The sequence below is a fragment of the Paenibacillus sp. 2KB_20 genome, assembly GCF_052115765.1.
In the GTDB taxonomy this organism is placed as follows: domain Bacteria; phylum Bacillota; class Bacilli; order Paenibacillales; family Paenibacillaceae; genus Paenibacillus_AQ.
On the sequence record NZ_JBFRHH010000006.1, the window covers coordinates 352,607 to 376,392 of the forward strand.

Genomic DNA, 23,786 nt, shown 5'->3' on the forward strand with positions numbered 1-23,786 from the left:
CACAGGGATAACAACTAAAATAATTATTTATTGAAGGTGGGAATTAGAATGAAACGCAAAACAATGAAACGGTTTGTAGTCGTCCTATTGGTTATCTCCATGTTGGCAATAGCTGGATGCGGATCGAAATCTACAAACACTGAACCTGGAAACAATAACGTGGGAGAACCAGTCAAAATTGAAATTATGGCGAACAATTATGGGACGAATCCACCTCAAAATGATTTCGTGAAAAAAGCTTTGGATGAAGCACTCGATACTGATATAACCCTTACTTTGGGAAGTGCAGACTATGCTACTCAGCTTGGGACTCGTATAGCAAGTGGTGACTTTCCGGATATGTTCATGTTGGGTAGCGAGGAACTTCGCAAATATTCAAAAATGGGTGTTCTGCTGGATATGACACCATATATGGATCAATTATCCGGTTATAAAGAGTTGGTAGATGCAGATACGATCAAACTGGGATTGATAGATGGCAAGCAGTATTCTCTTCCGAAACCCATTGCGAGAAAACCAGCCGGAATATTGTGGATTAGAAAAGATTGGTTGGACAATCTGGGACTGAAGGTGCCAACAACTACGGATGAGCTACTGAAGGTGTTGAAGGCGTTTACTGAAAATGATCCTGACGGTAACAAAAAGAAAGATACTTATGGCTTCACAGGCAATGATCTGACCGCATTCAATGCGTTATTCGGTGCTTATGGTCTGACTAACGGCGGAGCTCAATTTATTTCGCGGGATGGAAAGGCTATCAATGTGCTGGATCAGCCCGAAATGAAGGATGCATTAGAACTGATCAAACAGTACATATCCTCTGGTGTCGTAGATCCAGATGTGATGAGTAATACTGTCTCCCAGCTTTTCGAAAAAGCGTCTCAGGGAAAAGCGGGTGTGATATATACCGATTGGACCAACATTATGAAAGATGATAAAGTTGCTATTTGGAAAAATGCCAACCCCCAAGCAGATTGGATTGCACTTAATCCTGTAGCAGGTCCTACCGGTGTTGCCTATGATGGACACTCTGATATTGGAGCGCCCTCGGAAATGTTTGCTATCTCCAAAAATGTAGGGAAAGATCCGGAAAAGCTGAAAAAGATCATTGAAATGTTGAACTATGTTTCAACCGGAGAGGGAGCGCATCTTGTTCAATTCGGGATCAAAGACACACACTTTACTGAAACGGACGGCAAAATCACGATCACAGATCTGGGACAACAAGAGACGAACTACACCTTCTTGTATCAATTTACAGGACGTCCGAATCTAGAATATTTGAAAGTGAAATTTCCAAATCAGGTGCAGTATATTGAAGAAACATTCCGAAGGGAATTTATTGAAGCCTTGGATGGGTTTATTGTTCCTCCAGACGGTTTTAATAAGGCGGACTCGGACCGTTATATCACGGAGGAATTTATCAAGTTCATCTACAATAAGCGTCCGATTTCAGAATATAACGACTTCTTGAAGACGTTGGATTCTACTTTTAACTATAAACTATATAAAGAATCTGCATTTGAACAGCTTGCAAAACTTGGATACAGTCAGTAATACCAACAAAGGAAGGTGTGTTTAGTTGTGGTCATAGAACAGGTGCGCACTGAAGTACTAATTGCTGGAGGAGGCATGGCCGGTGTTGTTGCGGCCCTAGCAGCCGCACGAAACGGTGCAAAAGTGATCCTCTGTCAGGAACGGTCGGTGCTTGGGGGGAATGCATCTTCAGAAATCCGCATGCATATTGTTGGTGCGGCACATTCCAAACGTGGAAAGACTTTAGAGACGGAAGCCAGAGAAGGCGGCATTGTCGAAGAAATCTTGCTGGAGTGCGCTATTCGGAATCCGCAACGCAGTGCCTCCATGTTCGACCTGATTTTATATGAGAAATGCAGAGCGGAGCCGAACCTGACGCTAATGTTAAACACGACGGTGATCGATGCCAACAAGAGCGCCAACCGTATTGTGTCGGTAATAGCTGCCAGGGAGAGCACAGAGCATCGCTTTGAAATTTTTGCGAATATCTTTATTGATTGCACTGGCGACGGACGTCTAGGTAAAGAAGCAGGGGCTTTCTATGTCACGGGAAGGGAAGCCTCGAACCAATACGAAGAATCTCTTGCAGGAGAAGAGGCAGACACGTATCGGTTGGGCTCCTCCCTCCTATTCACTACCAGAGATATGGGGAAGCCGATGAAATTTCTTCCGCCCTCCTGGACGAGGCATTTCTCGGAAGAGGATTTGAAATTCAGGGGGCATTCCTCCTGGGAGTACGGTTATTGGTGGGTGGAATTCGGAGGTACAATGGATACGATCGCCGATAATGAGACCATACGCGACGAATTGCTTGCCATCATGCTTGGTGTTTGGGATCATATCAAGAACAGCGGACAACATCCGGAGTCCGAGAATTGGGCACTCGACTGGTTCGGATTTGTGCCTGGAAAGCGGGAATCACGCAGATTTATCGGACAACACGTTTTAACTCAATCGGATTTGGAAGAAGCAGTACACTTTGAGGATGTGATAGCATTCGGAGGGTGGCCGATGGATACGCATCCACCGCAAGGCATTGATGCGGCAGATCGCGACCCTGCCAGACAGCCTCACACCAACTATGTCTATGGTATCCCATTAAGGGCACTGGTAAGCGCTAATGTGGACAATCTGATGTTTGCGGGGCGCAACATTTCGGCTACCCATATTGCTTTTTCGAGCACGAGGGTGATGGCTACCTGCGGTGTAATGGGTCAAGGGGCTGGTACTTTTGCGGCTGTTGCGGTGAAGGAGGGTCTGCCCCTGGAACAGGCTGTTCATGACCGAGAAATCATTTCGCGAACGCAGCAGCGGTTGATCCGTCAGGATGCATATCTTCCCGGTATTGCCGCTAACGGAAATTTGGCGAAGAGCGCTGTTGTCCGCGCTTCTTCGGAACAGCCGGAAGGTGCGGCATCCTTTGTCCTCAATCGCCACACACGTTCCATGCACGGACCGAGAGGTATCCGGCCGGATTTGGCAGAAAAGGGCACTCATCGCTGGATGTCGCAACCTGACGACGATAGCCCCTGGATCGAACTGGAGTGGACGACGCCGATATCGCTGCGCGAGATTGTCGTCGTGCTCGATACCGGCATGCATCGAAGATTGACGCTAACACATGAAGATCATTTGTACAAACAGCTTGTTTGGGGACCCCAGCCGGAGACCTTGAAAGATTTTCGGATCATAGTCTATAGTGCGGAATCAAAGGAAGATGGCCAAGAGGTGCTATATGTATGTGATAACTATCAACGGCTAATAACCTGCCAAGTTGATCTTAAGCAGGTAAATCGCCTTCGTCTTGAAGTAATCGCAACTAACGGTCTGGATCATGCCAGGGTTTTCGAGATTGGATGTTATTAATCGCTAAAGGAGTGAACGTCAAGAATGTCAGGGCAACAAGGGCTTTTCAAGGGAGTAGAGGGTTTGCTTCACGGTGCGGACTATAATCCGGAGCAATGGATTCATGCACCGGGAGTCTGGGACGAGGATATACGGCTCATGCGCCTTGCAAGCTGCAATGTTATAGCCATCGGAATGTTCTCGTGGTCCAAACTGGAACCAATTGAAGGACAATACGAATTCGGCTGGATGGATGAAATCATAGACAAACTATATAACGGCGGCATACGCATCATATTGGGCACGCCAAGCGGAGCCCGCCCGGCCTGGCTTGCCCGGATATATCCGGAGGTGCTACGAGTCAGACCAGATCGTATACGGAATTTGTACGGTCATCGGCATAATCATTGCTATACATCGCCGGTATATCGTGAGAAAATCAGGCATATTAATACACTGCTCGCGGAACGATACGGCCAGCATCCTGGTCTGCTTCTATGGCACATTTCCAATGAATATAACGGTGAATGTCATTGTGACTTGTGTCAGGAAGCATTTCGCATCTGGTTACGAAGGAAATACGACAATAATTTGGAACGTTTGAACGAGCGGTGGTACACCACTTTCTGGAGTCACACTTATTCCGAATGGGAAGAGATTGAATCTCCATCGCCGATCGGGGAAAACAAGCTACATGGTTTGAAGCTCGACTGGAACCGGTTCGTCACTGAACAGAGTATTGAGTTTATGAAAGAAGAGATCGAACCTTTACGGCAATTTTCGCCAAATGTACCGGTGACCACTAATTTTCTGGGTGGATGCAATATCAATTATGAACAAATGGCGGAGCATGTTGATATCGTTTCATGGGACAGCTATCCGAGTTGGCATAGCCCACAGCCGGACTGGCAGACGGCTTGCCATAACGCATTTGTGCATGACCGTTACCGTTCATTCAAGAATGGAAAACCGTTTCTATTAATGGAAAGCACACCTAGTGTTGCTAATTGGCAGATGGTCAGCAAGCTGAAGCGTCCTGGAGCACACAGCCTTTCCTCCATCCAGGCAATAGCTCACGGTTCGGATTCCGTGCAATATTTTCAGTGGCGAAAGAGCCGCGGAGGCTCTGAGAAGTTTCACGGTGCTGTCGTCGATCACGGAGGGCATGAGAATACCCGAGTATTCAGAGACGTGGCAGAACTGGGTGCTACCCTAGAGCGAATGGGTCCTGTTGCAGGAACGACGGTTCCGGCCGCAATCGGGTTGCTTTATGATACAGAGAACAAATGGGCGGTAGAAGGCGCGGACGGTCCACGCAATCCGAATCTTGGATATGACGGTGAGGTGCTGCGTCATTATGAACCGTTCTGGAAGCGGGGCATTCCGGTTGATGTCATTTCGATGGATCGTTCTATGGATGATTATAAGCTCGTGGTAGCTCCCATGCTGTATATGTTGAAGCCGGGAACAGCAGAGCGTCTCGAAAAGTTCGTCAGCCGAGGGGGTACGCTTGTGCTGACATATTGGAGTGGGATTGTTGACGAGCATGATCTTTGCTTCCTTGGCGGGTTCCCAGGCCCTCTTCGTAAGCTTGCCGGGGTATGTGCGGAAGAGATTGATTCTCTATATCCTGAGGATTACAACTCGCTCATCATGAAGGACGGTGGATTGGAAGGTTTGAATGGAGTGTATAAGGTGTCTCTGTTGTGTGATTTGATTCATGCCGAGACGGCTGAAGTGCTTGCGGAGTACGGTGACGATTTCTATCGGGGACGTCCCGCACTTACAGTTAATCGATTTGGAAGTGGAGAGGTTTATTATATAGCAGCGCGGTCCGAGTCTGCGTTCTTAGACGACTTCTATGCAACAATAGCCTCCAGGTGTGGTCTGAAAAGTGCATTGCAAGGGGAATGGGGAGAAGGCGTTAATGTTGCAGTGCGTAGCGATGGCATGACCGACTATATTTTCCTGCACAATTTTACAGATCATGAGCAACTGGTGACGTGTAAGGAGCCTCTTTTCGATTGGGAAGGGAAGTCGGTGGGGGAACATATTCGACTGCCCGCTTACGGATTCCGCGTGATGTGGAGGTCGGTCAGCCGTTAAGGCTGCCAATTTCATGGAAAAATCTTTCTCTGTCGTATCACCGGGCATGCCGTGCACTACAGGAGAGGCCATTTATGGAAGTGAAATTTTTATTCCTTACCTGGACGTGAATAACAGTGAGCTGCCGATCTATTTCGATTCCGAATTTGAGAAACAGCTTGAGATTGCGATCCATACGGATTATTACGCAGACGTTGAGGCATTGATCGAAGACTATTTTGTGAAGGTTTATTCGCAGGCTGTGTCCACTACAAGAGTATATGAACATTTACTCTACTTGGGTAGCTTATTTACACGAATTATTCAGTCACGCGTGTGGTCAATGCAGGAGGTCCTTCGTGAATCACTTCTTTCCAAAGAACAAATCGTAGAATGGGCGAAAAGAGTTGCCGGCCGTATTGCTCTGTATCGAGAAAATGTAAGAAGATAGAAATAATGTGGAAGGACTAGAACATGGTCCCGATGAAAGTCGCTATTTTAGCGGCTTTTTTGTTTTATTGGTACAAGTTCTTGTCCCGAGTCAAGGACAAGAACTTGTACCGATTACCGTAAAGGACAAAACATGTTCCGATTACCGATTAGATAAATATCTAACTATGATTCCATGCAATTTCATTTAGCTAACGGTCATAAGGACAGTCAATCTTATCTTACGCTTGATTTTATTTAGCAGATAATTATAATTATGTTTAAGTGATTAAACAAATCAACGGAAAGGATGGATCGCATGAGCCAAAGAACCGAGCAAGTTCTGCAACAATTCAAAGAGTCCATCCCACTGTTGGAAGTACTGACCGATGAAAACCGTCAAGCTATTATTATGGTGCTAGCACAAAACAAATCGGGACTTAATGTTAATGCGATAGCAGGCCACATCAGCTTATCTAGACCGGCTGTCTCCCATCATTTGAAGGTGCTGAAACAGTCTGGTTTTATCCAATCCGAGAAAAAGGGCGTAGAAAACTATTATATATTGACTGTCCGCAAACCGCTCGAACAACTCAAAACCTTGATTACTGCCATTGAAGCAGAGTGCACTTGGCCTCAGTGACTACAAAAGACTTAAAATGGAATTACTGTAGAGTAGATTGTTTTCGCTCTATTAGTTTATTTGTTTAAACCAATAATCATAATGGGAGTGATATAAATGAAGGCTATAACCATTGAGAAATACGGTAAAAATGTTCCCTTAGTGTTGACAGAACAACCAGTGCCTCATATCGGAGAACATGATGTGTTAGTGGAAATTCATGCAGCCAGCTTAAATCCAATCGATTATAAAATTAAGGAAGGGAAAGTAAAACTCCTGTTGAGTTACAAGTTCCCTCTAATCTTAGGCAATGATTTCTCCGGCATTATCGTTAAGGTTGGCGAACGGGTGAGTGCATTTAAACCTGGTGATGAAGTTTATGGCAGACCGCGCAAGAGCCGTATCGGTACATTGGCGGAATACATTGCTGTACATGAAGAAGATATTTGGTTAAAGCCGCAAAATCTAAGCTTTGAAGAATCTGCATCTATTCCACTGGTCGGACTTACGACTTACCAAGCCTTTACCGATTTTTTGCATCTCCAAAAGGGTCAAAAAATTCTGATTCATGCTGGTTCAGGAGGCGTGGGGACGTTTGCCATTCAACTGGCCAAATTGATGGGAGCTTTTGTTGCAACAACAGCAAGCGAAAAAGGGTATGCTCTGGTCAAATCAATGGGCGCCGATCTGATCATAAATTATAAAAAAGAGAATTTTGAAGAAGTGCTTACTGGATATGACGCTGTTTTTGTTACGCTAGGAGGAGCGGCACTGGAAAAATCGTTCCGTGTCCTGAAGCCAGGCGGGCAAATCGTTTCCATCTCTGGCTTGCCAAACGCAAGATTTGGAAAAGAAGCAAAGTTGTGTTGGATGAAAACAGCCATTTTGTCCATCGCGAGCCGTAAGATCGCATCGCTTGAGAAGAAGTACCATACAAGATATCATTTTCTTTTTATGAAATCGAGTGGAGCACAATTAAAGGTTTTACAAGAGTATATTGAAGGTGGCCAAATTAAGCCAGTTATCGATAAAGTGTATCATTTGGAAGAAACTGCGCAAGCATTCTCGTACCTGCAAGGCGGAAGTGCAAAAGGAAAGGTAGTCATTAGAATAAAGTAACTCCTATGCTTTGTCGCTATGTATACGAACATGTTAACCATCTATGATTCGAGAAAATGTAGGTATTAATGAAAAGTGAGTTCTGGAATAAATAATCAGGGTTGGCCGAGACAAACCATCATTCAAGAAATACAATGATGGTTTGTTTTTTGATGTCGAGGGACAAAAGCGCTGCATCATACTTACTATGAAAGCGGAGTTCGAGCCGTTCCCACTTATATCATTGGTAACCAAGTGCTCCAAGGGTTCCACCGTAAAGAGGCCATTGAAATGGCAATTCAAAAAGAGTTAGATACATCTGATTTGTCTAAAACAGAAGGGGAAATTTGCAGGATGGATGATAATTGTTTGTAAACGATGATAATATAATGCCTATCCAGTAGTAATGACCTCCAATCTTCATTGCTGTAAAGGAGAGTGGGTACTAATTCGGTTCAATTTTAATTAATATGGTCATCACTGTTCAGGACAAGAACTTTTACCTCTTGCCGTAATCATTGTTAAACCACTAGGGATATCTGTTTGGATGCTAACAGGTACCCCGCCCATGTGTAGAATTGGTGGTGGAAGCTGTATGTGGACATCACGAAAGACCTGTCTACATTGGCTTGCAGGCAAAATTTGTTGGATGTTTTAGGGCACATCGATCCACTAACAGAAAGAAGATAGAGTAGACCCAATTGGTTATGGATGTAGTTATTCAAGACAGAAAATAGGGTAAAATGCCTAAAAAAGATTTAAAACGAGTGATCCACTCGAAAGGAGGAGAGTGAACATTATGCATGAAAAGCAATATACTGAACCTGACCATACGGCAGTCCGGGTTGCATTGTGGCGAGCTTTGCATGTTCTTGTCGATTCACCACCGTATGTGCTTAAAGATGAGGTTGGTCTACGACTGGTTGACTCGGATGATGAATGGCGACAACGACCTGACATGGATCCTATGTTTTCCAGCGGATTCCGGGCATCCATTGTCGCCCGTGCTCGGTTCATTGAGGATTTGGTCACCGAAAAGATCGACCACGATGTCACTCAGTATGTAATCCTCGGCGCCGGCCTCGATACCTTTGCACAGCGCCGACCGGAGATCGCCTCCCGGATACGAGTCTTCGAGGTCGACCAACCTGGCACACAGGCATGGAAGAGACAACGTTTAATTGATCTTGGCTTTGGCAACCCCGAGTGGCTGCGCTTCGTTCCAGTCGATTTCGAAGCAGGCTGGTCCTGGTGGGAGCAACTGAGGGACGCTGGTTTCGACGTTAGCCGTCCAGCTGTGGTGGTCTCGACCGGCGTCACACAATATCTCACTAAGGACGCGATCACTGCGACGCTGCGTCAGGTTGCGAAACTCGCCCCCGGCTCCACGCTGGCCATGACATTTTTGTTGCCTTTTGAGCCGACGGAACTCGAGAAGAATTCTGAGGTTGATACGGCAGAGAAAGGGGCACGAGCTAGCGGCACGCCTTTCATAAGCTTCTTTACGCCGCCGGAGATGTTGGAGATGGCCCGAGAGGCAGGTTTCCAAGAAGTTCAGAATGTATCTTCGTCCGATCTTAACCAGCGCTACTTTACCGGACGAAACGATGGCATTTGGCTACCAAGAGGAGAGGAGTTCTTGGTAGCAACTACTTAGAGTTAAGTTTATCGAGTAAAAAAGCCCAATTTCTCTGCATTTTAATATTGAGTAATTGGTTTTTTTATTGCTGGAGATGATCATTGAGGCCACGATTCGTTTGCCGAAGAATATCGGTCCCACCATTACCATGATTGGAGGCATATTGCTAGGACAGGCGATCGTTCAAGCCAAACTGGTCAGCAATCTCTTGATCATTATCCTTGTGGCATCGGCCATTTCCAATTTCGCATTGACCAGTTACTAGTGTTTTTATTCCTGATGGACGAGCGATTAATCCCATTACCCAAACAAATTGGGAGGGAACAGGCGTGACGCCTGATGTTAAGACATCTCATGTCGGGGGACAAGAACATGATCCCATAGAAAGTCACTAAAATAGCGGCTTTTTTGTTTTATCGGTACAAGTTCTTGTCCCGAGCCAAGGACAAGAACTTGTACCGATTTCCGTAAAGGACAAGAACATGAGCCGATTCCCGATTAGATAAGAAATTTCATTATGCTAACAGGCAGTTTACTGTCGAGGGACAAAAACATGGTCCCATTGAAAGTCGCTATAATAGCGGCTTTTTTATTTTATCGGTACAAGTTCTTGTCCCGAGCCAAGGACAAGAACTTGTACCGATTGCCGTAATGGACAAGAACATGAGCCGATTACCGATTAGATAAGTATCTAACTATGTTTCCATGCAATTTCATTAAGCTAACGGGCAGGGTAGTGCGAGAAGGCTGTGGAATAAATATACAAACATTACTGCATAAGGAGGTCGTAATATGCCATTTCCAACGCATATCGTTGCCACAGGTGGATTTGTAGAAGATGGGCAAGGAAATATACTTTTAGTAAAAACTCGTGACGGTGGTTGGGTATACCCTGGTGGACAAGTGGAAGTTGGAGAAAATCTGATAGATGGTTTGATTCGCGAAATCAAAGAGGAAAGTGGAATTGACACTACGGTTAGCTACTTAATTGGTGTCTATTCAAATACAGGGATTTTTAAATGGTATGATGGTGTGACTGATGTTCCTACGCAAGTTGGGTTTGATTTCGTATGTAAACCTGTTGGTGGGGAGTTATTAGCTGTTACTGAGGAAACAACCGATAGTCGCTGGGTGGCGAAGGATAAAGTTCTTGATTTCATTGAACACCCCGCTATTCGCACCCGCTATCAGGCATATTTGGGCTTTAATGGAGCGGTAAATTACATGGCGTATTTAACGAAACCTGAGTTCATAATCAAACACCAAACATTTATTTCGAAGTAAATTTTACGTATAAGGCAACATCAGGAATTTAAAAATGTCACCGCTGACTTCTATTTATGGAGGGAGGCGGTGATCTTTTTTGGGACGTCATAGTATAGATGACTCTTAGAATTGGTTATACAATGATGGTTTGTTGGTTAGCTTATGTTGTTTATTCTGTGCAACAAATTGATGCATGGAATGGAGATTACCATGTGAATTGCAGCGGTAGGGTTGAGAATTTTTCATGCTTACTGTTTCCTTGTTTATTTATTGTAAGACATAAAAACAAGTTGCACCGCTAATTTTAAGCATCAGCTGATTATAATGACCGGCAGACTTTTCTCAACTAAAGGGAGGATAGTTGATTAAGAACCACCCTTTAAAGAAAAAGCCTTAGTGATGGATCTTTTGATCTCTTCTCACACATGGCATTATCTAGAATAGGTAGTATTAGTATTGAAAGCACTGGGTATAAAAATTTAAATTATTTGGTGGTGCAATGATGATTACACATGAACTCAAAGTTATTGAACGAATGTCTGAAGGCGTTGGGTTATCTTTGGAGCTTGAGGGACTTTTGATTCAAGGAGTGTCTATTGACTCCAGAACCGTAAAGCCAGGTAATTTATTCATCCCAATTATAAGGGAGTTAGATGGGCATAATTATGTTAATGAAGCAATAACCAAAGGAGCGATTGCTTCTTTTTGGCAAAAGGATCACCCTAACCCACCAGATCATCTACCGTTAATTTATGTAGATGATTGCTTAGAAGCTTTACAAAAATTAGCAGCACAATATAGACGAGAATTACCAGTCAAAGTTATTGGTGTTACGGGTAGTAATGGTAAAACAACTACAAAAGAGATGCTAAATTCTGTTTTACAGACAAAATTTCGAGTTTATAAAACAGAAGGAAATTTAAACAGTCAAGTAGGTGTTCCATTAACGGTATTAGGGATAAAAAAAGATGCTGAAATTGCAATAATTGAGATGGGAATGAGTGAAAGAGGGCAAATTGAGCAACTTTCTCGTATTACCAATCCTGACATAGCTGTAATTACAATGATAGGGGTTTCCCATCTATCAAGCCTCGGCTCTAGAGAAGCAATAGCAGCAGCAAAATTAGAAATCGTTACTGGTCTAAAGAGTGGTGGATGTTTCGTGTTCAACGGTGACGAGCCATTATTAACTAAAGAACTCTTAAAAATTAAAAAAAATAGCTCATTAGAAACCATTAGTTTTGGTCAGGGGGATTTTAATGATGTGAGCGTCGAGTATGCATTATCAAACTCCGATGGTTCCCAATTCTCTGTTGCAAACGATATTTACAACCTTCCACTTCTCGGTGCCCATAATATTAATAATGCACTTGCTACAATAGCCATTGCTCTAAGGTTGGGTTTAAACCCTGCAGAAATTAATGAAGGATTTCTTCATTTGAAATTGCCTGATATGAGATTAGAGAAGATTACTTCACCATCGGGATTTACCATAATTAACGATGCTTGGAATGCTAGTCCGGATTCGGTAAATGCAGCAATTAAGACTTTTCAAGAACTGACGGGTTATAGTGATAAGCATTTAGTAATTGGTGATATGCTTGAACTTGGTGATCATGCAGAAGAGTTCCACCAAGTAATTGGTAGAAACCTTGATCCGGATAAAATAAACTATATTTATACATTAGGTGATCTCAGTTACCATATTGCATCAGAAGCAATAAAGAGATATCCAACAGGTGCTGTAAAAACATTTAAAGATAAAGTGGGGTTGGCAAATGCGCTAAACCAAGCAATTAAGAAAAATGATGTGATTTTGATAAAAGCATCAAGAGGTGTACAGATTGATTCAATTATCCCATTCTTAATAAAGTAATCACTAAATTAACGGACCACTTTAGTTCAACAAATAAAGTGAGCAATCTTGCCGACGGCAACTGCTTCATTTTTTATTTCGCTAACGGGCAGGCGGTATTTTGAAAAGAATCGATGTCGAAAAAACTTCCTAATTGTCGGGGGACAAGAACATATACATGCAATTTACAGGCATAGATTATCTTTGGACCACAAGTAAGGTGGCGGAATATTCTCTAAATGGGGGGGCCTGGACTCAGTTCCCGTTCGATCAACAGGTAAGATTTCAACCTAGAGATGTTGTTGAAGTGCGTGAAGCTGCCCGTGGGTTTTTCCCAGCAGGTGCAATAGAGACATTTACATTTTAATTTTGTAAAGATTTTAAAGCCTGGCTGTTATATCACCCAGGCTTTTATTTTACCTATTAGAGATTGGAGTGAGGTTTCAAGGATGATTCAAGATGGTTCGATGGAAGTTCGGATAACGACATCTGAGGGGAAATTAGATATAAATCAGCTAAGAGAAAGATGGAGAAAACAACTGAAAATTAGTTCTATAAGACATAGCAGCTTTATGGTAGGTGAAGTTCAAAAAATCAGTCCTATTGCAGAATATACAAGGGAGATTAGTGAAAAGATTAATGTGGAATTTGAACACATTCTAAATGCCTACAATAAGAACCCGAAAAACGAATCTATATTAATTAAAGCGACCGAATTGTTAAAACAATGTATAAATGAAATTAGACTTGCTACTGTGCAATTCAATTTAGAAAACAAAGCTGAGATTCCCTGTCAAGTTTTTCAAAGCCAAATTAGTGGCTTGTTTATGGAATACTTTATATTTTATGAATTTATCATGAGAGAAGCATATTCTTATATATTTTATGATCAAAAACCTAACAAAGGAAAGAATATTCATAAAATTTCAGAGAGTATCTATAATTTAGCCAAAGAAATTTCAGTAGAAACAGAAATATGGTTTCATAAATTTAAAGAAATTAAAGAGAGAAGAAATAAATTAGCGCACCCTGAGACAGAATGTGCGGATTTTACAAAAGATGATATCGTGCTAATTATCGAAAATATAGATGAGTTTTTGTCTTTATGTGAAAGATATCCAGTACGAGTTTAATTAAACATGTAAATAATGGTAGGGGGCCTAAGTGGATAAAATAGAATAAGCGGGGACCATGTCCCCGCCCTCCATATTAAAAGTAAATTATCCGCGCAAAATCGCTTCGATCTGCTCAAGTTCTTCCGCGCTAAGCTCCGGTGCATTTAAGGACGCCACCGCATCCTCAATTTGACTAACTTTGCTGGCGCCGATCAATGCAGAGGTCACTCTACCGCCACGAAGCACCCAGGAAAGGGCCAACTGCGACATCTTCTGCCCGCGGGCTGCGGCAAGGTCGTTCAGCTTCCGCACTTTGCCGAGGACATCTTCGGTCAGTTCCTTTTCAGAAAGAAAGACACTTGGTCCAGCGGCACGGGAATCGGCTGCGATACCGTTCAGATAACGGTCAGTCAGGATGCCCTTTTCCAGTGGGGAGAACACAATGCTTCCAATACCTTCTTCGTCCAATACATCCTGCAAGCCGCCTTCAATCCAGCGAGACAGCATGGAGTAGTTCGGCTGATGAATCAGACATGGAGTCCCAAGCTGGCGCAGGATTTCCGATGCTTTGCGTGTATCTTCTGCACTGTAATTCGAAATACCGACATACAGCGTCTTGCCTTGGCGAACAAGTAGATCCAGAGCGGCCATCGTCTCTTCCAACGGTGTATTAGGATCAGGTCGGTGGTGGTAGTAAATGTCCACATAATCCAGTCCCATCCGTTTCAGACTTTGATCTAGACTGGAGACGAGGTATTTCTTGGAGCCCCATTCCCCGTATGGACCAGGCCACATGTAATATCCTGCTTTGGTAGAGATGAGCAACTCATCACGGTAAGAAGCTAAATCCTTCTGAAGAATTTGTCCAAAAGTCTCTTCTGCAGAACCAGCAGGCGGACCGTAGTTGTTAGACAAATCGAAATGAGTAATTCCCAGATCGAAGGCTCTTCTGACCATGGCTCTGCCGTTCTCGAATGTATCGATCCCGCCAAAGTTATGCCACAGACCTAGTGAGATAGCTGGCAGACGCAGACCGCTGCGGCCAGTACGGTTATATGTCATCTTGTCATATCGGGTGGAGCTGGCATTATACATGAATGTTCCTCCTAAATGTGATTTGAAGCGCGATCACTTCATGCACTTGGAAAAGCCAATCTTTTGGGAAGCACATACTTTCGTTGGATCTAGCGCAATCTTCTACATGAAGCTGCATGCGTTTCAAGTTAGTTTACAATCTTATTGTAGCGAAAAGGCAGGTCCAAACGTATGTCAGCAAGGAAGCAGTTTGTTTGGTCACCCTTTTCCTAGAAGACTTGAACGACTTCATGAATGCCATCCACTTCTTCAAAAATGGCACTTTCAATGCCAGCCTTCAATGTGATCGTTACACTAGGACAGCCGTTACACTCTCCCAAGAATTTTAATTTAGCCACTCCATCCTTAACCTCAACCAATTCAGCATCCCCGCCATCGCGCATTAAAAAAGGACGCAGTTTTCTCAATACATCGTCTACCTCTTCGAACAATTCCTCAGAATCTCTCATTTTATGACTCCTTTCATAGAGGCTGTGCTATCAGCTTCACTGTTCGCATTTCCTTAATCACTGGCCTTTCTCTCGATCATTCTTTCCTCTAGTTCATCAATCATGTCTTGATAAATCGCTTGATAAAACTTAATTCTTCACTAGTGTAACGTTCTAGAAATCGGAAGTACCGATCTTGCTCCTGCTTATGCAACTTTCCGCGCAGTACATATAATTCCTGCGCTTTTGCCGTTAATCTGAAATGGATTTCCTTCTTGTTATCGTTAAGACGGATACGCTCAATAAAACCATCTTCCAATAATGTGGTCGTTATCTTTGTTATGCTTGCTTTCGTTAATCCATTTTTTCGGCAAGTGCTGTATTGTTGATGGGCTCATTATAGCCAATACAGTCAACGTGTACAGCTGTAAGATCAGCAGAATATTCGGAAATCCCCTGCTCTTTGACGCTTGCAGCTAGAATCAAGAAGAATTGCAGCGATGTTACTTGGCGATTTTTGCGAAATATTCTAATGTTCTAACCAGTTGCGCGGTGTAAGACATTTCATTATCGTACCAGGCTACAGTTTTCACTAGTTGCTGGTCGCCAACTGTTAGAACTTTTGTTTGAGTGGCATCAAAAAGAGACCCGAATGTCATTCCTCTAACATCGGAAGATACGATCTCGTCCTCCGTGTATCCGTACGTTTCTGGATCTGATGCTTCTCTCATAGCGGCGTTAACTTCCTCAACCGTTACCTTAGTGTTCAAAACGGCTACGAGTTCTGTTACGGAGCCTGTTGGCACAGGTACACGCTGAGATGCACCATCAAGTTTGCCCTTCAGTTCAGGAAGAACGAGGCCAATGGCTTTAGCAGCACCGGTGGAGTAAGGAACAATGTTCTCTGCTGCAGCCCGTGCTGCGCGGAAGTTTCCTTTTGAATCTGGCGCATCAAGGGTATTCTGGTTGCCTGTATAGGCGTGAACGGTTGTCATCAACCCGGATTGAATTCCAAATTTATCGTTCAGAGCTTTAGCCATAGGGGCCAGGCAGATGGTTGTGCAGGAAGCGCCGGAAATGACGGTTTCCGTTCCGTCCAGTGTGTCATGGTTCACGTTGTATACGATCGTTTTCATGTCGCCTGTAGCAGGGGCGGAAATGACGACTTTCTTCGCTCCGCCTTTCAGGTGAAGCTCGGCCTTTTCTTTCGTGGTGAAGAAGCCTGTACATTCGAGAACAATATCAACGCCAAGCTCTCCCCAAGGAAGCTCTTCAGGATTCCGCTTAGCCAAAACCTTAACCTCTTTGCCGTTTACTTTGAAGGTTCCGTCATGGACTTCAATGTCACCGTGAAAAGTGCCTTGCGTCGTATCATATTTGAGCAGATGAGCTAACATTTTAGCGTTCGTAAGGTCGTTAATCGCTACAACCTCGACGCCTTCCACATCTTGAATTCGGCGAAAAGCGATTCGTCCGATTCGTCCAAAACCGTTTATACCTACTTTTACAGTCATTGAAAAATCCCCCTATAAGTTTTATTTATTCCAACAAGCGAATGCCTGTGATGAAATAAAAATGGCCCAGCGCTATTTCATTCTAGAATGGCTTGTTGTATAATGCGAAAAGAGACCGATCGGTATCTTTATATTAGCATGATATTAGTGAATTGCAAGGCCGAATTGAATAATTCGTTTAAAACAAATGAAATAAAATAAGATTCATACGGAGGAGCTCATGAAAAAAGGGGACAGAACACGGGAACATATCATTATGAAATCGGCTGAAATTTTTAACCAGAGAGGATATGCCGGTACATCGCTAAACGATATTATTGCCGACACCGGAATTAAGAAAGGGGGCATCTATCGACATTTTGCCAGTAAAGACGAGATCGCGCTTGAAGCCTACAATTATGCTGCCAGTATGGTCGCCAGAAAATTTTCCGAGGCGGTCGATCAAGAGCAGTCTGCGTCAGGAAGGTTGGTTGCTTTTTTTCGTGTCTATGAGGATGTCGTCAACGATCCACCATTTATTGGCGGATGTCCCATGCAGAATACAGCTGTAGAAAGTGACGATACTCATTTGGAGCTTTGTGGTCGAGCAAGGCAAGGGTTGCATACCTTCTTGGATATGATGAAAAGTATTATTCGTGACGGCATTCAAGCTGGGGAGTTTAGGGAGGATCTGGATGTGGATGCGCTAGCATCATTTGCATTTTCCTTGTTGGAGGGAGGGATTTTGCTCAGCAAGTTGGATGGGGATAACAAGCACATGCTAATGAATAAAAAAATCTTCTCATCCTATTTGCAGCAATGCTGCTTAAAGACCTGTTAATCTGGTGTCCTGGCACATCGGAATGGAGCTGGGCATCATCGATGACAACTCAAGTTCAGAATTTTGAATTTCGATGGATCGTTTCTTTTAAGTATAAGCTGTCTTAAGCAATAGCCCGAACGGGTGGTTTTTATATTTTTCACGGAGTTGTAAGAAAGAATTGATCTTTACTTGAACGTTTAGAGGAGAAGGCGTGACCACGATTGCAAGGCTAAACGTCGAATATATAATAAATTTTAAATATCAGGTTTTGTAATATTTCAACTGCATTTCTCACAAATTTGGGGAAATGCCAACTTACTATGTGAAAAAGTTCTCTTTTTATTCACGAAGGAGCAGAGCATATGTTAGCCCCCGAAGGTCGTAAAGTTTTACGTCTAAACCTGATGTTTTAATTTTTCATTTTGTAGACAGGAACAGCGTTGGAGGGAGGAAGTAAATATGGGAATCGATACGGTACTATGGAGTAAACTGGTGACTGGAATGACACTAGGATTCCACGCTATTTTCGCGACACTTGGCGTGGGTATCCCATTAATGATTTCACTCGCCGAGTTTATCGGTATTCGTAAGAAAGATCTTCACTATATTCTAATGGCAAAGAGGTGGTCACGAGGGTTCGTTATCTCTGTTGCAGTAGGCGTAGTCACAGGAACAGCAATTTCGTTACAACTCTCCTTGGTATGGCCCAATTTCATGAAACTTGCGGGAAATGTTATTGCGCTCCCATTGTTTATGGAAGTGTTCGCCTTCTTTTTTGAAGCCATTTTCCTAGGGATTTACCTGTACACGTGGGAACGGTTTAAAAACCCGATGATGCATTGGTTACTAACGATTCCTATTGTCGTCGGTGCAGGGATGTCAGCAGTATTTATCACGACAGTAAACGGATTTATGAATCAACCAGGGGGATTTACGTTTGAAGGAGGACTATTCACAGCCGTTGACCCCGTTCATGCAATGCTGAGTACAGCAACATTCTCCAAGGTGTTTCATGTATTAAGTTCGGCCTATCTAACAGGAGCTGCTCTGCTGGCAGGTGTTGCAGCATTTGCAATACTTCGAAAAGGGGTTTCAGCATACCACAAAAAAGCATTAAAGCTGATGATGGCTGTCGTTTTGGTGTTCAGTTTAGTAAACACCTTAGCCGGAGACGTATCAGCTAAGTTTTTGGCCGAACATCAACCTGAAAAACTCGCAGCAGCCGAATGGCATTTTGAAACTGAAAGCGGCGCAGATTTGATATTTTTAGGGTGGCTTAATGTTGAGCATGAAATTATAGGAGCACTCCACCTTCCCAAATTTCTAAGTTTCTTGGCTTTTGGAGATTTCAATGCAGAAGTAACGGGTCTTAATGAGTTTCCTATCGACGAACAACCATCACTCGTGGTTCATTATTTTTTCGATTTAATGGCAATCATTGGATTTTTATTATTAGGCATTTCCTTTCTGTATTTCTTATTTGTACTTTGGAAAAAGCGTAATGAACTCAACAAGTGGATGCTGCGAATGATTGCATTAGGAGCACCGCTTGCTTTTTTAGGAGTTGAACTGGGGTGGTTTTACGCAGAACTCGGCAGGCAACCTTGGATTATCCGAGGATATATGCGTGTAGAGGAAGCGGCTACGACATCCCCAAGCGTCAGGATCCTTTTTTTCTTTTTCCTTCTACTATACATTGTATTGGGAACCGTTAGTGTTCTTGTGCTTCGTCGCATGTTCAATAATAATCCGGCGGAAGTTGAGATGGAGACGTGGACGCAGCATGCAAGCGACAAATCAACATTGAAGGGTGAGCACACATGATGAATTACGAATTGATTGGAATTTCAGTGCTCTGGTTGTTTTTGTACGGATATATCATCATCGCTTCCATTGATTTTGGCGCAGGTTTCTTTGCGTTTTATGCTCGTTTAACCAAACAGGACCATGTAATCAATAAACTGATTTCTCGTTACTTATCGCCAGTTTGGGAAATCACGAATGTATTTTTCGTTTTTTTCTACATTGGCATGATCGGCTTTTTCCCGGAAACCTCCTATTATTATGGATCAGCCATGCTTGTCCCAGGAAGTCTTGCGGTCATTTTGCTCGCTATACGCGGTTCATTCTATGCATTTGAAAATTATGGCTCCAAAAATAATATTATTTATCTATTTCTGTATGGAGCAACCGGAGTGCTTATTCCTGCTTCATTGTCAGTGGCACTGACATTATCCGAAGGCGGATTTATCTTGAAACAAGGAGAGACGGCCTCGTTGGATTACTGGGCACTCTTGAGCAGTCCACTGTCTTGGAGCATCGTTGGCCTGGCCATTGTATCTGTTTTATTCATTAGCGCTGCTTTTCTGGCTTTTTACGCTTCGCGTGCTGAAGATCATGCTGCATTGAAATTGATGCGAACCTATGCGCTTTTTTGGAGCACGCCTACAATTGTTATCGCACTGACAGCATTTATTTTTTTGGGTCAACACAATGAGCGGCATTTCCAAAATATGATGGATTTATGGTGGCTACTCGCGCTCTCAGTTGCATTTTTCATGATTGCAATGTGGTTATTATACCGAGGAGGTCGTTACGGGATGGCGTTTATATGCATCATGCTGCAATTCTTCAGTGCTTTTTTTGCTTACGGCATTGGACAATATCCTTACATTCTTGATCCATACATCACCATTCAAAATAGTGTCACCTCTTCGTCTATGGGATTCGCACTGGTTGTGGCGTTTATCGGTGGTATGTGTCTCTTAGTTCCTTCATTGATCTTGGTCTTCAGACTTTTTCTGTTTGATGCGGATTATGTGAAAGGAAACAAATAGAATAGTACATTGTTTTCTTAAGGGAATATTTCCCTCAAGGCCACTTTCCGGAAGGAGGAGAGTTTTTACGTGAAGAGAAAAAAAACCCTCATTGCTCAACACATGTCTGCACAACGAAAATATCTTGTTCTTCTTGGCATCATATCCTTTGCACTTGGTACAGCCATTGTTGGTCAGGCTACATTGCTTGCAGAAGCCGTCCAGCGTATCTTCGTGGAAAAAGCCTCCTTCTCATCCGTGGCTATGATCCTTGGCATGCTTTTGGCGATTATGGCTTTACGTACATTGTTATCATTTGTTAATGGAAGAATTGGTCTCCATATGGCTGCCACTGCAAAGACCAACATGCGAGAATCTGTTTTGCAAAACTTGACCCGTGTTTCCATGGGTTTAAGTCTTCAGGGACAGACAGGAGAGAGGGTCAGCGTAGCATTGGATGCAGTAGATGAGGCGGATAGTTATTTCAGTCAGTACATCCCTAAAATGGTGGAAGCAATGATAATTCCCATTTTGGTCCTGATCGTTACATTTACTCAACATGCCAATTCAGGTTTGATCATGATGACTACGGCTCCGTTTATTCCGATATTCATGATCTTGGTGGGGCTAAAGACGAAAAATAAATCGGAAGAAAAATATGCGCAGCTGGCCAACTTTTCCGGTACGTTTTTGGATTCCCTTCAAGGGTTGGTTACATTGAAAATATTCGGGCGAACTCAGCGTCAGCAAAAGGAGATAGAGCGCAGTAGTCTCAACTATCGTGACACAACCATGGATATTTTGAAAATCGCATTCATGAATACGTTCATGTTGGAATCCATTGTGATGCTTAGTATCGGTGTTGTTGCCCTTGAGTTGGCCATTCAGTTGGTTGTATACAAATCAATGACGTTTCACACCGCTTTTCTCGTTCTGTTACTCGTTCCAGAATTTTATAATCTCTTAAAAAATACAGGCACCGCTTTCCATAGCGGGCGAACAAGCATGGGAGCGATCCGTAAGATTGAGAGTATGCTTGAGAAGAATATGGTGGAAGCGTATGTAAGCGATGGAATCAATCGGATGCCAAATTTTCAAATGTCACATGCAAATCCACTTCCAGTACCCCCTTCGATAGAACTGAAAAATGTACGATTTAAGTATGCTCCTGATTCATTTGAATTCCACTCGGGAAGTGTGTTTCTTAAACCGGGGGACAACATTGCCATTGTAGGTAAGAGTGGAGCCGGTAAAACGACACTGCTTCATCTTATTGCCGGTTTGCTAAAACCGGATTCGGGGATCATTCTGGTTAATGGAAACCCACTCTCTCAAGATAATGAAGAAGTATGGTTTAAACATGTTAGCTACATCACACAGCACCCTTACATTTTTGCAGGCACATTCGAAGAAAATATTGCGATCGGTGCAGGTAGGGACGTTTCTAGGGCAGAAATCGAGAAAGCGGCAGAGGAAGCCGGACTTACAGCGGTTGCAGCACAACTGGATAAGGGGTTTGATACATTCGTTGGCGAGGGCGGACGTGGACTATCTGGTGGTGAAAAGCAACGTCTGGCCTTGGCACGCGCATTTTTGAAGCGACCTGCCATCATATTGTTCGATGAGCCTACAGTAGGGCTCGATTTGCACACCGAAAGCATACTACAACGTTCCATTTCCACATTGTCGAAAACGTCTACCATGATTACTGTGGCACATCGTTTATATACGATTCAACATGCCACCAGCATTTTGTTTGTAGACCATGGATCGATCGTGGATTCAGGGTGTCACGAGGAACTTCTGAAACGCTTGCCCCAATATGCTGAAATGGTCGCTGTTCAACAAAAAGGAGGATTAGCATGAGTGAGCTGGCTATGTTTTCAAAAGCGATGTTTCAAGAGCGGAAGGATATTATCTTTTCGATAATAGGAGGGTTTATTGCTGGAATAGCCGGTGTAGCTCTCTTTTCCGCAAGTGGGTATCTGATTTCTCAAACGGTATTTGCGCCACCGCTCTATACATTGATTATCCTTACATCTCTTGTGAAATTTCTTGGTTTTCTCCGGTCGGTGAGCCGTTATGCAGAACGATTGTATACCCACCGGGCGACGTTCTCCATCCTCAGCCGCTTGCGAACTTCCTTTTTTGCTAAGCTCATCCCTTTGACACCTGGAATACTGAATAAAAATAGAAGTGGGGACTTACTTGCACGGATAGTTGGAGATGTAGAAAGTTTACAAAACTACTTTCTGCGCGTTGCATATCCGCCGCTTATTGTAATTATGGTGTTTTTGGCAACAGTGCTTTTTACAGCTTCCTATTCCTTCTGGATTGCTGGTTTGATGGTATTGGGAATGTTGATGACTTCACTGGTCGTGCCTGGAATCGTTCTGTTGGGACAACGAAAAATACATGAGCGTGTCCGCGAGCAGCGATCGAAACTGTCCACGGAAATCACTGAAACACTGTATGGATTTCGTGATTTAAAGATTTATGGGCAGTTGGCACAGCGTGAGGAGCAACTTCAGCGCTATTCAGCTTCATTGGCAGCTGAACAGCAACGAGCTGCTGTCCAATTGTTACTGGGACAATCCATGCATGTTTTTGTTACATTTTTTATTGCTTGGGGTGTGCTGACGCTCAGTGCCTATTTGATTATGGACGGAAGACTTGCTGGCGTATTTCTTGCCATGCTGGTTATGGCCACGCAAACCGTTTTCGAAGAGGCAGCTGCTTTGGCCGTATTACCTGCATATAAGCAAGATAGCGAACATGCAGCCAATCGGCTGACGGAAACAATACCATCTCAAGCTACAACATTGCGATTAAGTAAGTCTGAGTCTTTGCCAACCGATTTACCTGTATCAATTGAAATAAGCAACGCTACTTTTCAATATGAGGGGGAGTGGAGGCCAGCACTAATGAATTTCTCACTACATCTTGCTGCAGGTTCTAAAACAGCGATTGTTGGGCCGAGCGGGTCAGGAAAATCTACGTTAATCGAGTTGTTGCTCAAACTGCGGACAACAACATCGGGGAATATACGCATAAACAAAGTCTTGATTAACGAATTGGAGGAGGCAAACCTCTGGGAATTGACAAATGTAGTGTTGCAACCAAGTCATTTTTTCAAAGGGACGCTTCGCGAAAATCTGTTGGAAAATGCAGATGAACATTCTGACGAGGAGCTAATGGAGGTACTTGCTAAAGCCCAATTACCAAATGTTTCGCTAAACCAGGTGGTCTATGAGAAAGGTGAAAACTTATCCGATGGAGAAAAACAGCGTCTTGCCTTAGCACGAGCCATGCTACGCAAAGGACAACTTTGGTTGCTGGACGAACCAACGTCTTCTCTGGACTATGTAACCGAGCAACGCGTTCTAAAGCAATTGTACGAGCAAGCGAGCGGAGATACACTTCTTCTCATTTGTCATCGCCTCACCGGTCTAGAGAAGATGGATCAGATTGTTGTCATGGAGCATGGCGAAATTGTGGAGATCGGCTCATTTACGGAATTGATGGAACAGAAGGGATACTTTTATAAGTTAAAACAGATTGAACTACAGATGATTGGTGAATCAGGAGTTTAAAACGCTTGAGCTCCTGTAAGCTAATCGGTTGGTTCGGTTCACTCAGGC

The 23,786-nt window shown here is 43.5% G+C and carries 20 protein-coding genes; 16 read left to right on the top strand and 4 right to left on the bottom strand.

All coding sequences use genetic code 11. From position 1 onward, the window contains the following. Nucleotides 1-48: 48 nt before the first annotated feature. From AB4124_RS18340 to AB4124_RS18390, 11 genes are all read left to right on the top strand, one after another. Nucleotides 49-1,557, top strand: coding sequence for an extracellular solute-binding protein (locus AB4124_RS18340; RefSeq protein WP_441973758.1), 1,509 nt, complete (start codon nucleotides 49-51; stop codon nucleotides 1,555-1,557). Between the two features lie 27 nt (nucleotides 1,558-1,584). Beyond that, complete coding sequence (locus tag AB4124_RS18345; RefSeq protein ID WP_441973759.1) at nucleotides 1,585-3,402, top strand: FAD-dependent oxidoreductase; 1,818 nt, start codon at nucleotides 1,585-1,587, stop codon at nucleotides 3,400-3,402. Between the two features lie 24 nt (nucleotides 3,403-3,426). Beyond that, nucleotides 3,427-5,487: a beta-galactosidase gene (locus AB4124_RS18350; protein WP_441973761.1), complete on the top strand. Its 2,061-nt coding sequence runs from the start codon at nucleotides 3,427-3,429 to the stop codon at nucleotides 5,485-5,487. 13 nt (nucleotides 5,488-5,500) lie between these two features. Next, entirely contained in the window at nucleotides 5,501-5,917 is a 417-nt protein-coding gene (locus AB4124_RS18355) for a hypothetical protein (RefSeq protein ID WP_441973762.1), read from the top strand. Between the two features lie 297 nt (nucleotides 5,918-6,214). Continuing rightward, a complete protein-coding gene (locus AB4124_RS18360) occupies nucleotides 6,215-6,538 on the top strand; it encodes an ArsR/SmtB family transcription factor (RefSeq protein WP_430107783.1) in 324 nt (107 codons plus the stop codon). A 96-nt stretch (nucleotides 6,539-6,634) separates the two neighbouring features. After that, a complete protein-coding gene (locus tag AB4124_RS18365) occupies nucleotides 6,635-7,636 on the top strand; it encodes an NADP-dependent oxidoreductase (protein WP_441973763.1) in 1,002 nt (333 codons plus the stop codon). Nucleotides 7,637-8,414: 778 nt separating this feature from the next. Continuing rightward, entirely contained in the window at nucleotides 8,415-9,272 is an 858-nt protein-coding gene (locus AB4124_RS18370) for a class I SAM-dependent methyltransferase (protein WP_430107778.1), read from the top strand. A 55-nt stretch (nucleotides 9,273-9,327) separates the two neighbouring features. Beyond that, complete coding sequence (locus AB4124_RS18375) at nucleotides 9,328-9,519, top strand: spore germination protein (protein ID WP_441973765.1); 192 nt, start codon at nucleotides 9,328-9,330, stop codon at nucleotides 9,517-9,519. A gap of 527 nt (nucleotides 9,520-10,046) precedes the next feature. After that, nucleotides 10,047-10,538 (top strand): NUDIX hydrolase, encoded by a 492-nt coding sequence (locus AB4124_RS18380; protein WP_441973766.1) that lies wholly within the window; start codon nucleotides 10,047-10,049, stop codon nucleotides 10,536-10,538. A 481-nt stretch (nucleotides 10,539-11,019) separates the two neighbouring features. After that, nucleotides 11,020-12,396 (top strand): UDP-N-acetylmuramoyl-tripeptide--D-alanyl-D-alanine ligase, encoded by a 1,377-nt coding sequence (locus AB4124_RS18385; protein WP_441973767.1) that lies wholly within the window; start codon nucleotides 11,020-11,022, stop codon nucleotides 12,394-12,396. 428 nt (nucleotides 12,397-12,824) lie between these two features. Continuing rightward, complete coding sequence (locus AB4124_RS18390) at nucleotides 12,825-13,508, top strand: hypothetical protein (RefSeq protein ID WP_441973768.1); 684 nt, start codon at nucleotides 12,825-12,827, stop codon at nucleotides 13,506-13,508. Nucleotides 13,509-13,595: 87 nt separating this feature from the next. Here the strand turns inward: AB4124_RS18390 and AB4124_RS18395 are convergent, their stop codons facing one another. The 4 genes from AB4124_RS18395 to gap form a co-directional block, all read right to left on the bottom strand. Further along, nucleotides 13,596-14,585, bottom strand: coding sequence for an aldo/keto reductase (locus AB4124_RS18395; protein WP_441973769.1), 990 nt, complete (start codon nucleotides 14,583-14,585; stop codon nucleotides 13,596-13,598). Between the two features lie 209 nt (nucleotides 14,586-14,794). Then, nucleotides 14,795-15,034, bottom strand: a complete 240-nt coding sequence (locus AB4124_RS18400; RefSeq protein WP_076323571.1) for a NifU family protein — start codon at nucleotides 15,032-15,034, stop codon at nucleotides 14,795-14,797. Nucleotides 15,035-15,134: 100 nt separating this feature from the next. Beyond that, the gene (locus AB4124_RS18405; RefSeq protein WP_441973770.1) at nucleotides 15,135-15,332 is read right to left on the bottom strand and encodes a hypothetical protein; all 198 of its coding nucleotides are present in this window, start codon (nucleotides 15,330-15,332) and stop codon (nucleotides 15,135-15,137) included. A 184-nt stretch (nucleotides 15,333-15,516) separates the two neighbouring features. After that, a complete protein-coding gene (gap, locus tag AB4124_RS18410) occupies nucleotides 15,517-16,527 on the bottom strand; it encodes a type I glyceraldehyde-3-phosphate dehydrogenase (protein ID WP_441973771.1) in 1,011 nt (336 codons plus the stop codon). A 220-nt stretch (nucleotides 16,528-16,747) separates the two neighbouring features. On the opposite strand from gap, the gene AB4124_RS18415 reads away from it, so the two are divergent. From AB4124_RS18415 to cydC, 5 genes are all read left to right on the top strand, one after another. Beyond that, complete coding sequence (locus AB4124_RS18415; RefSeq protein WP_441973772.1) at nucleotides 16,748-17,347, top strand: TetR/AcrR family transcriptional regulator; 600 nt, start codon at nucleotides 16,748-16,750, stop codon at nucleotides 17,345-17,347. A 441-nt stretch (nucleotides 17,348-17,788) separates the two neighbouring features. After that, nucleotides 17,789-19,153, top strand: a complete 1,365-nt coding sequence (locus AB4124_RS18420) for a cytochrome ubiquinol oxidase subunit I (protein ID WP_441973773.1) — start codon at nucleotides 17,789-17,791, stop codon at nucleotides 19,151-19,153. Beyond that, a complete protein-coding gene (locus tag AB4124_RS18425) occupies nucleotides 19,150-20,166 on the top strand; it encodes a cytochrome d ubiquinol oxidase subunit II (protein WP_441973774.1) in 1,017 nt (338 codons plus the stop codon). Before AB4124_RS18420 ends, AB4124_RS18425 begins: the two co-directional genes overlap by 4 nt. Nucleotides 20,167-20,235: 69 nt before the next feature. Continuing rightward, entirely contained in the window at nucleotides 20,236-22,011 is a 1,776-nt protein-coding gene (gene cydD, locus AB4124_RS18430) for a thiol reductant ABC exporter subunit CydD (protein WP_441973775.1), read from the top strand. Further along, nucleotides 22,008-23,738 carry a thiol reductant ABC exporter subunit CydC gene (gene cydC, locus AB4124_RS18435; protein WP_441973776.1) on the top strand — a complete coding sequence of 577 codons (1,731 nt, stop codon included), beginning with the start codon at nucleotides 22,008-22,010 and terminating at the stop codon, nucleotides 23,736-23,738. Before cydD ends, cydC begins: the two co-directional genes overlap by 4 nt. Nucleotides 23,739-23,786 lie beyond the last annotated feature (48 nt).

Coding starts and splice junctions, on each gene's coding strand:
- AB4124_RS18380 (WP_441973766.1), top strand. CDS start 10,047: ATGCCATTTCCAACGCATATCGTTGCCACAGGTGGATTTGTAGAAGAT.
- AB4124_RS18425 (WP_441973774.1), top strand. CDS start 19,150: ATGATGAATTACGAATTGATTGGAATTTCAGTGCTCTGGTTGTTTTTG.
- cydC (WP_441973776.1), top strand. CDS start 22,008: ATGAGTGAGCTGGCTATGTTTTCAAAAGCGATGTTTCAAGAGCGGAAG.
- AB4124_RS18365 (WP_441973763.1), top strand. CDS start 6,635: ATGAAGGCTATAACCATTGAGAAATACGGTAAAAATGTTCCCTTAGTG.
- gap (WP_441973771.1), bottom strand. CDS start 16,527: ATGACTGTAAAAGTAGGTATAAACGGTTTTGGACGAATCGGACGAATC.
- AB4124_RS18390 (WP_441973768.1), top strand. CDS start 12,825: ATGATTCAAGATGGTTCGATGGAAGTTCGGATAACGACATCTGAGGGG.
- AB4124_RS18350 (WP_441973761.1), top strand. CDS start 3,427: ATGTCAGGGCAACAAGGGCTTTTCAAGGGAGTAGAGGGTTTGCTTCAC.
- AB4124_RS18420 (WP_441973773.1), top strand. CDS start 17,789: ATGGGAATCGATACGGTACTATGGAGTAAACTGGTGACTGGAATGACA.
- AB4124_RS18360 (WP_430107783.1), top strand. CDS start 6,215: ATGAGCCAAAGAACCGAGCAAGTTCTGCAACAATTCAAAGAGTCCATC.
- AB4124_RS18385 (WP_441973767.1), top strand. CDS start 11,020: ATGATGATTACACATGAACTCAAAGTTATTGAACGAATGTCTGAAGGC.
- AB4124_RS18355 (WP_441973762.1), top strand. CDS start 5,501: ATGGAAAAATCTTTCTCTGTCGTATCACCGGGCATGCCGTGCACTACA.
- AB4124_RS18415 (WP_441973772.1), top strand. CDS start 16,748: ATGAAAAAAGGGGACAGAACACGGGAACATATCATTATGAAATCGGCT.
- AB4124_RS18370 (WP_430107778.1), top strand. CDS start 8,415: ATGCATGAAAAGCAATATACTGAACCTGACCATACGGCAGTCCGGGTT.
- AB4124_RS18400 (WP_076323571.1), bottom strand. CDS start 15,034: ATGAGAGATTCTGAGGAATTGTTCGAAGAGGTAGACGATGTATTGAGA.
- AB4124_RS18395 (WP_441973769.1), bottom strand. CDS start 14,585: ATGTATAATGCCAGCTCCACCCGATATGACAAGATGACATATAACCGT.
- AB4124_RS18340 (WP_441973758.1), top strand. CDS start 49: ATGAAACGCAAAACAATGAAACGGTTTGTAGTCGTCCTATTGGTTATC.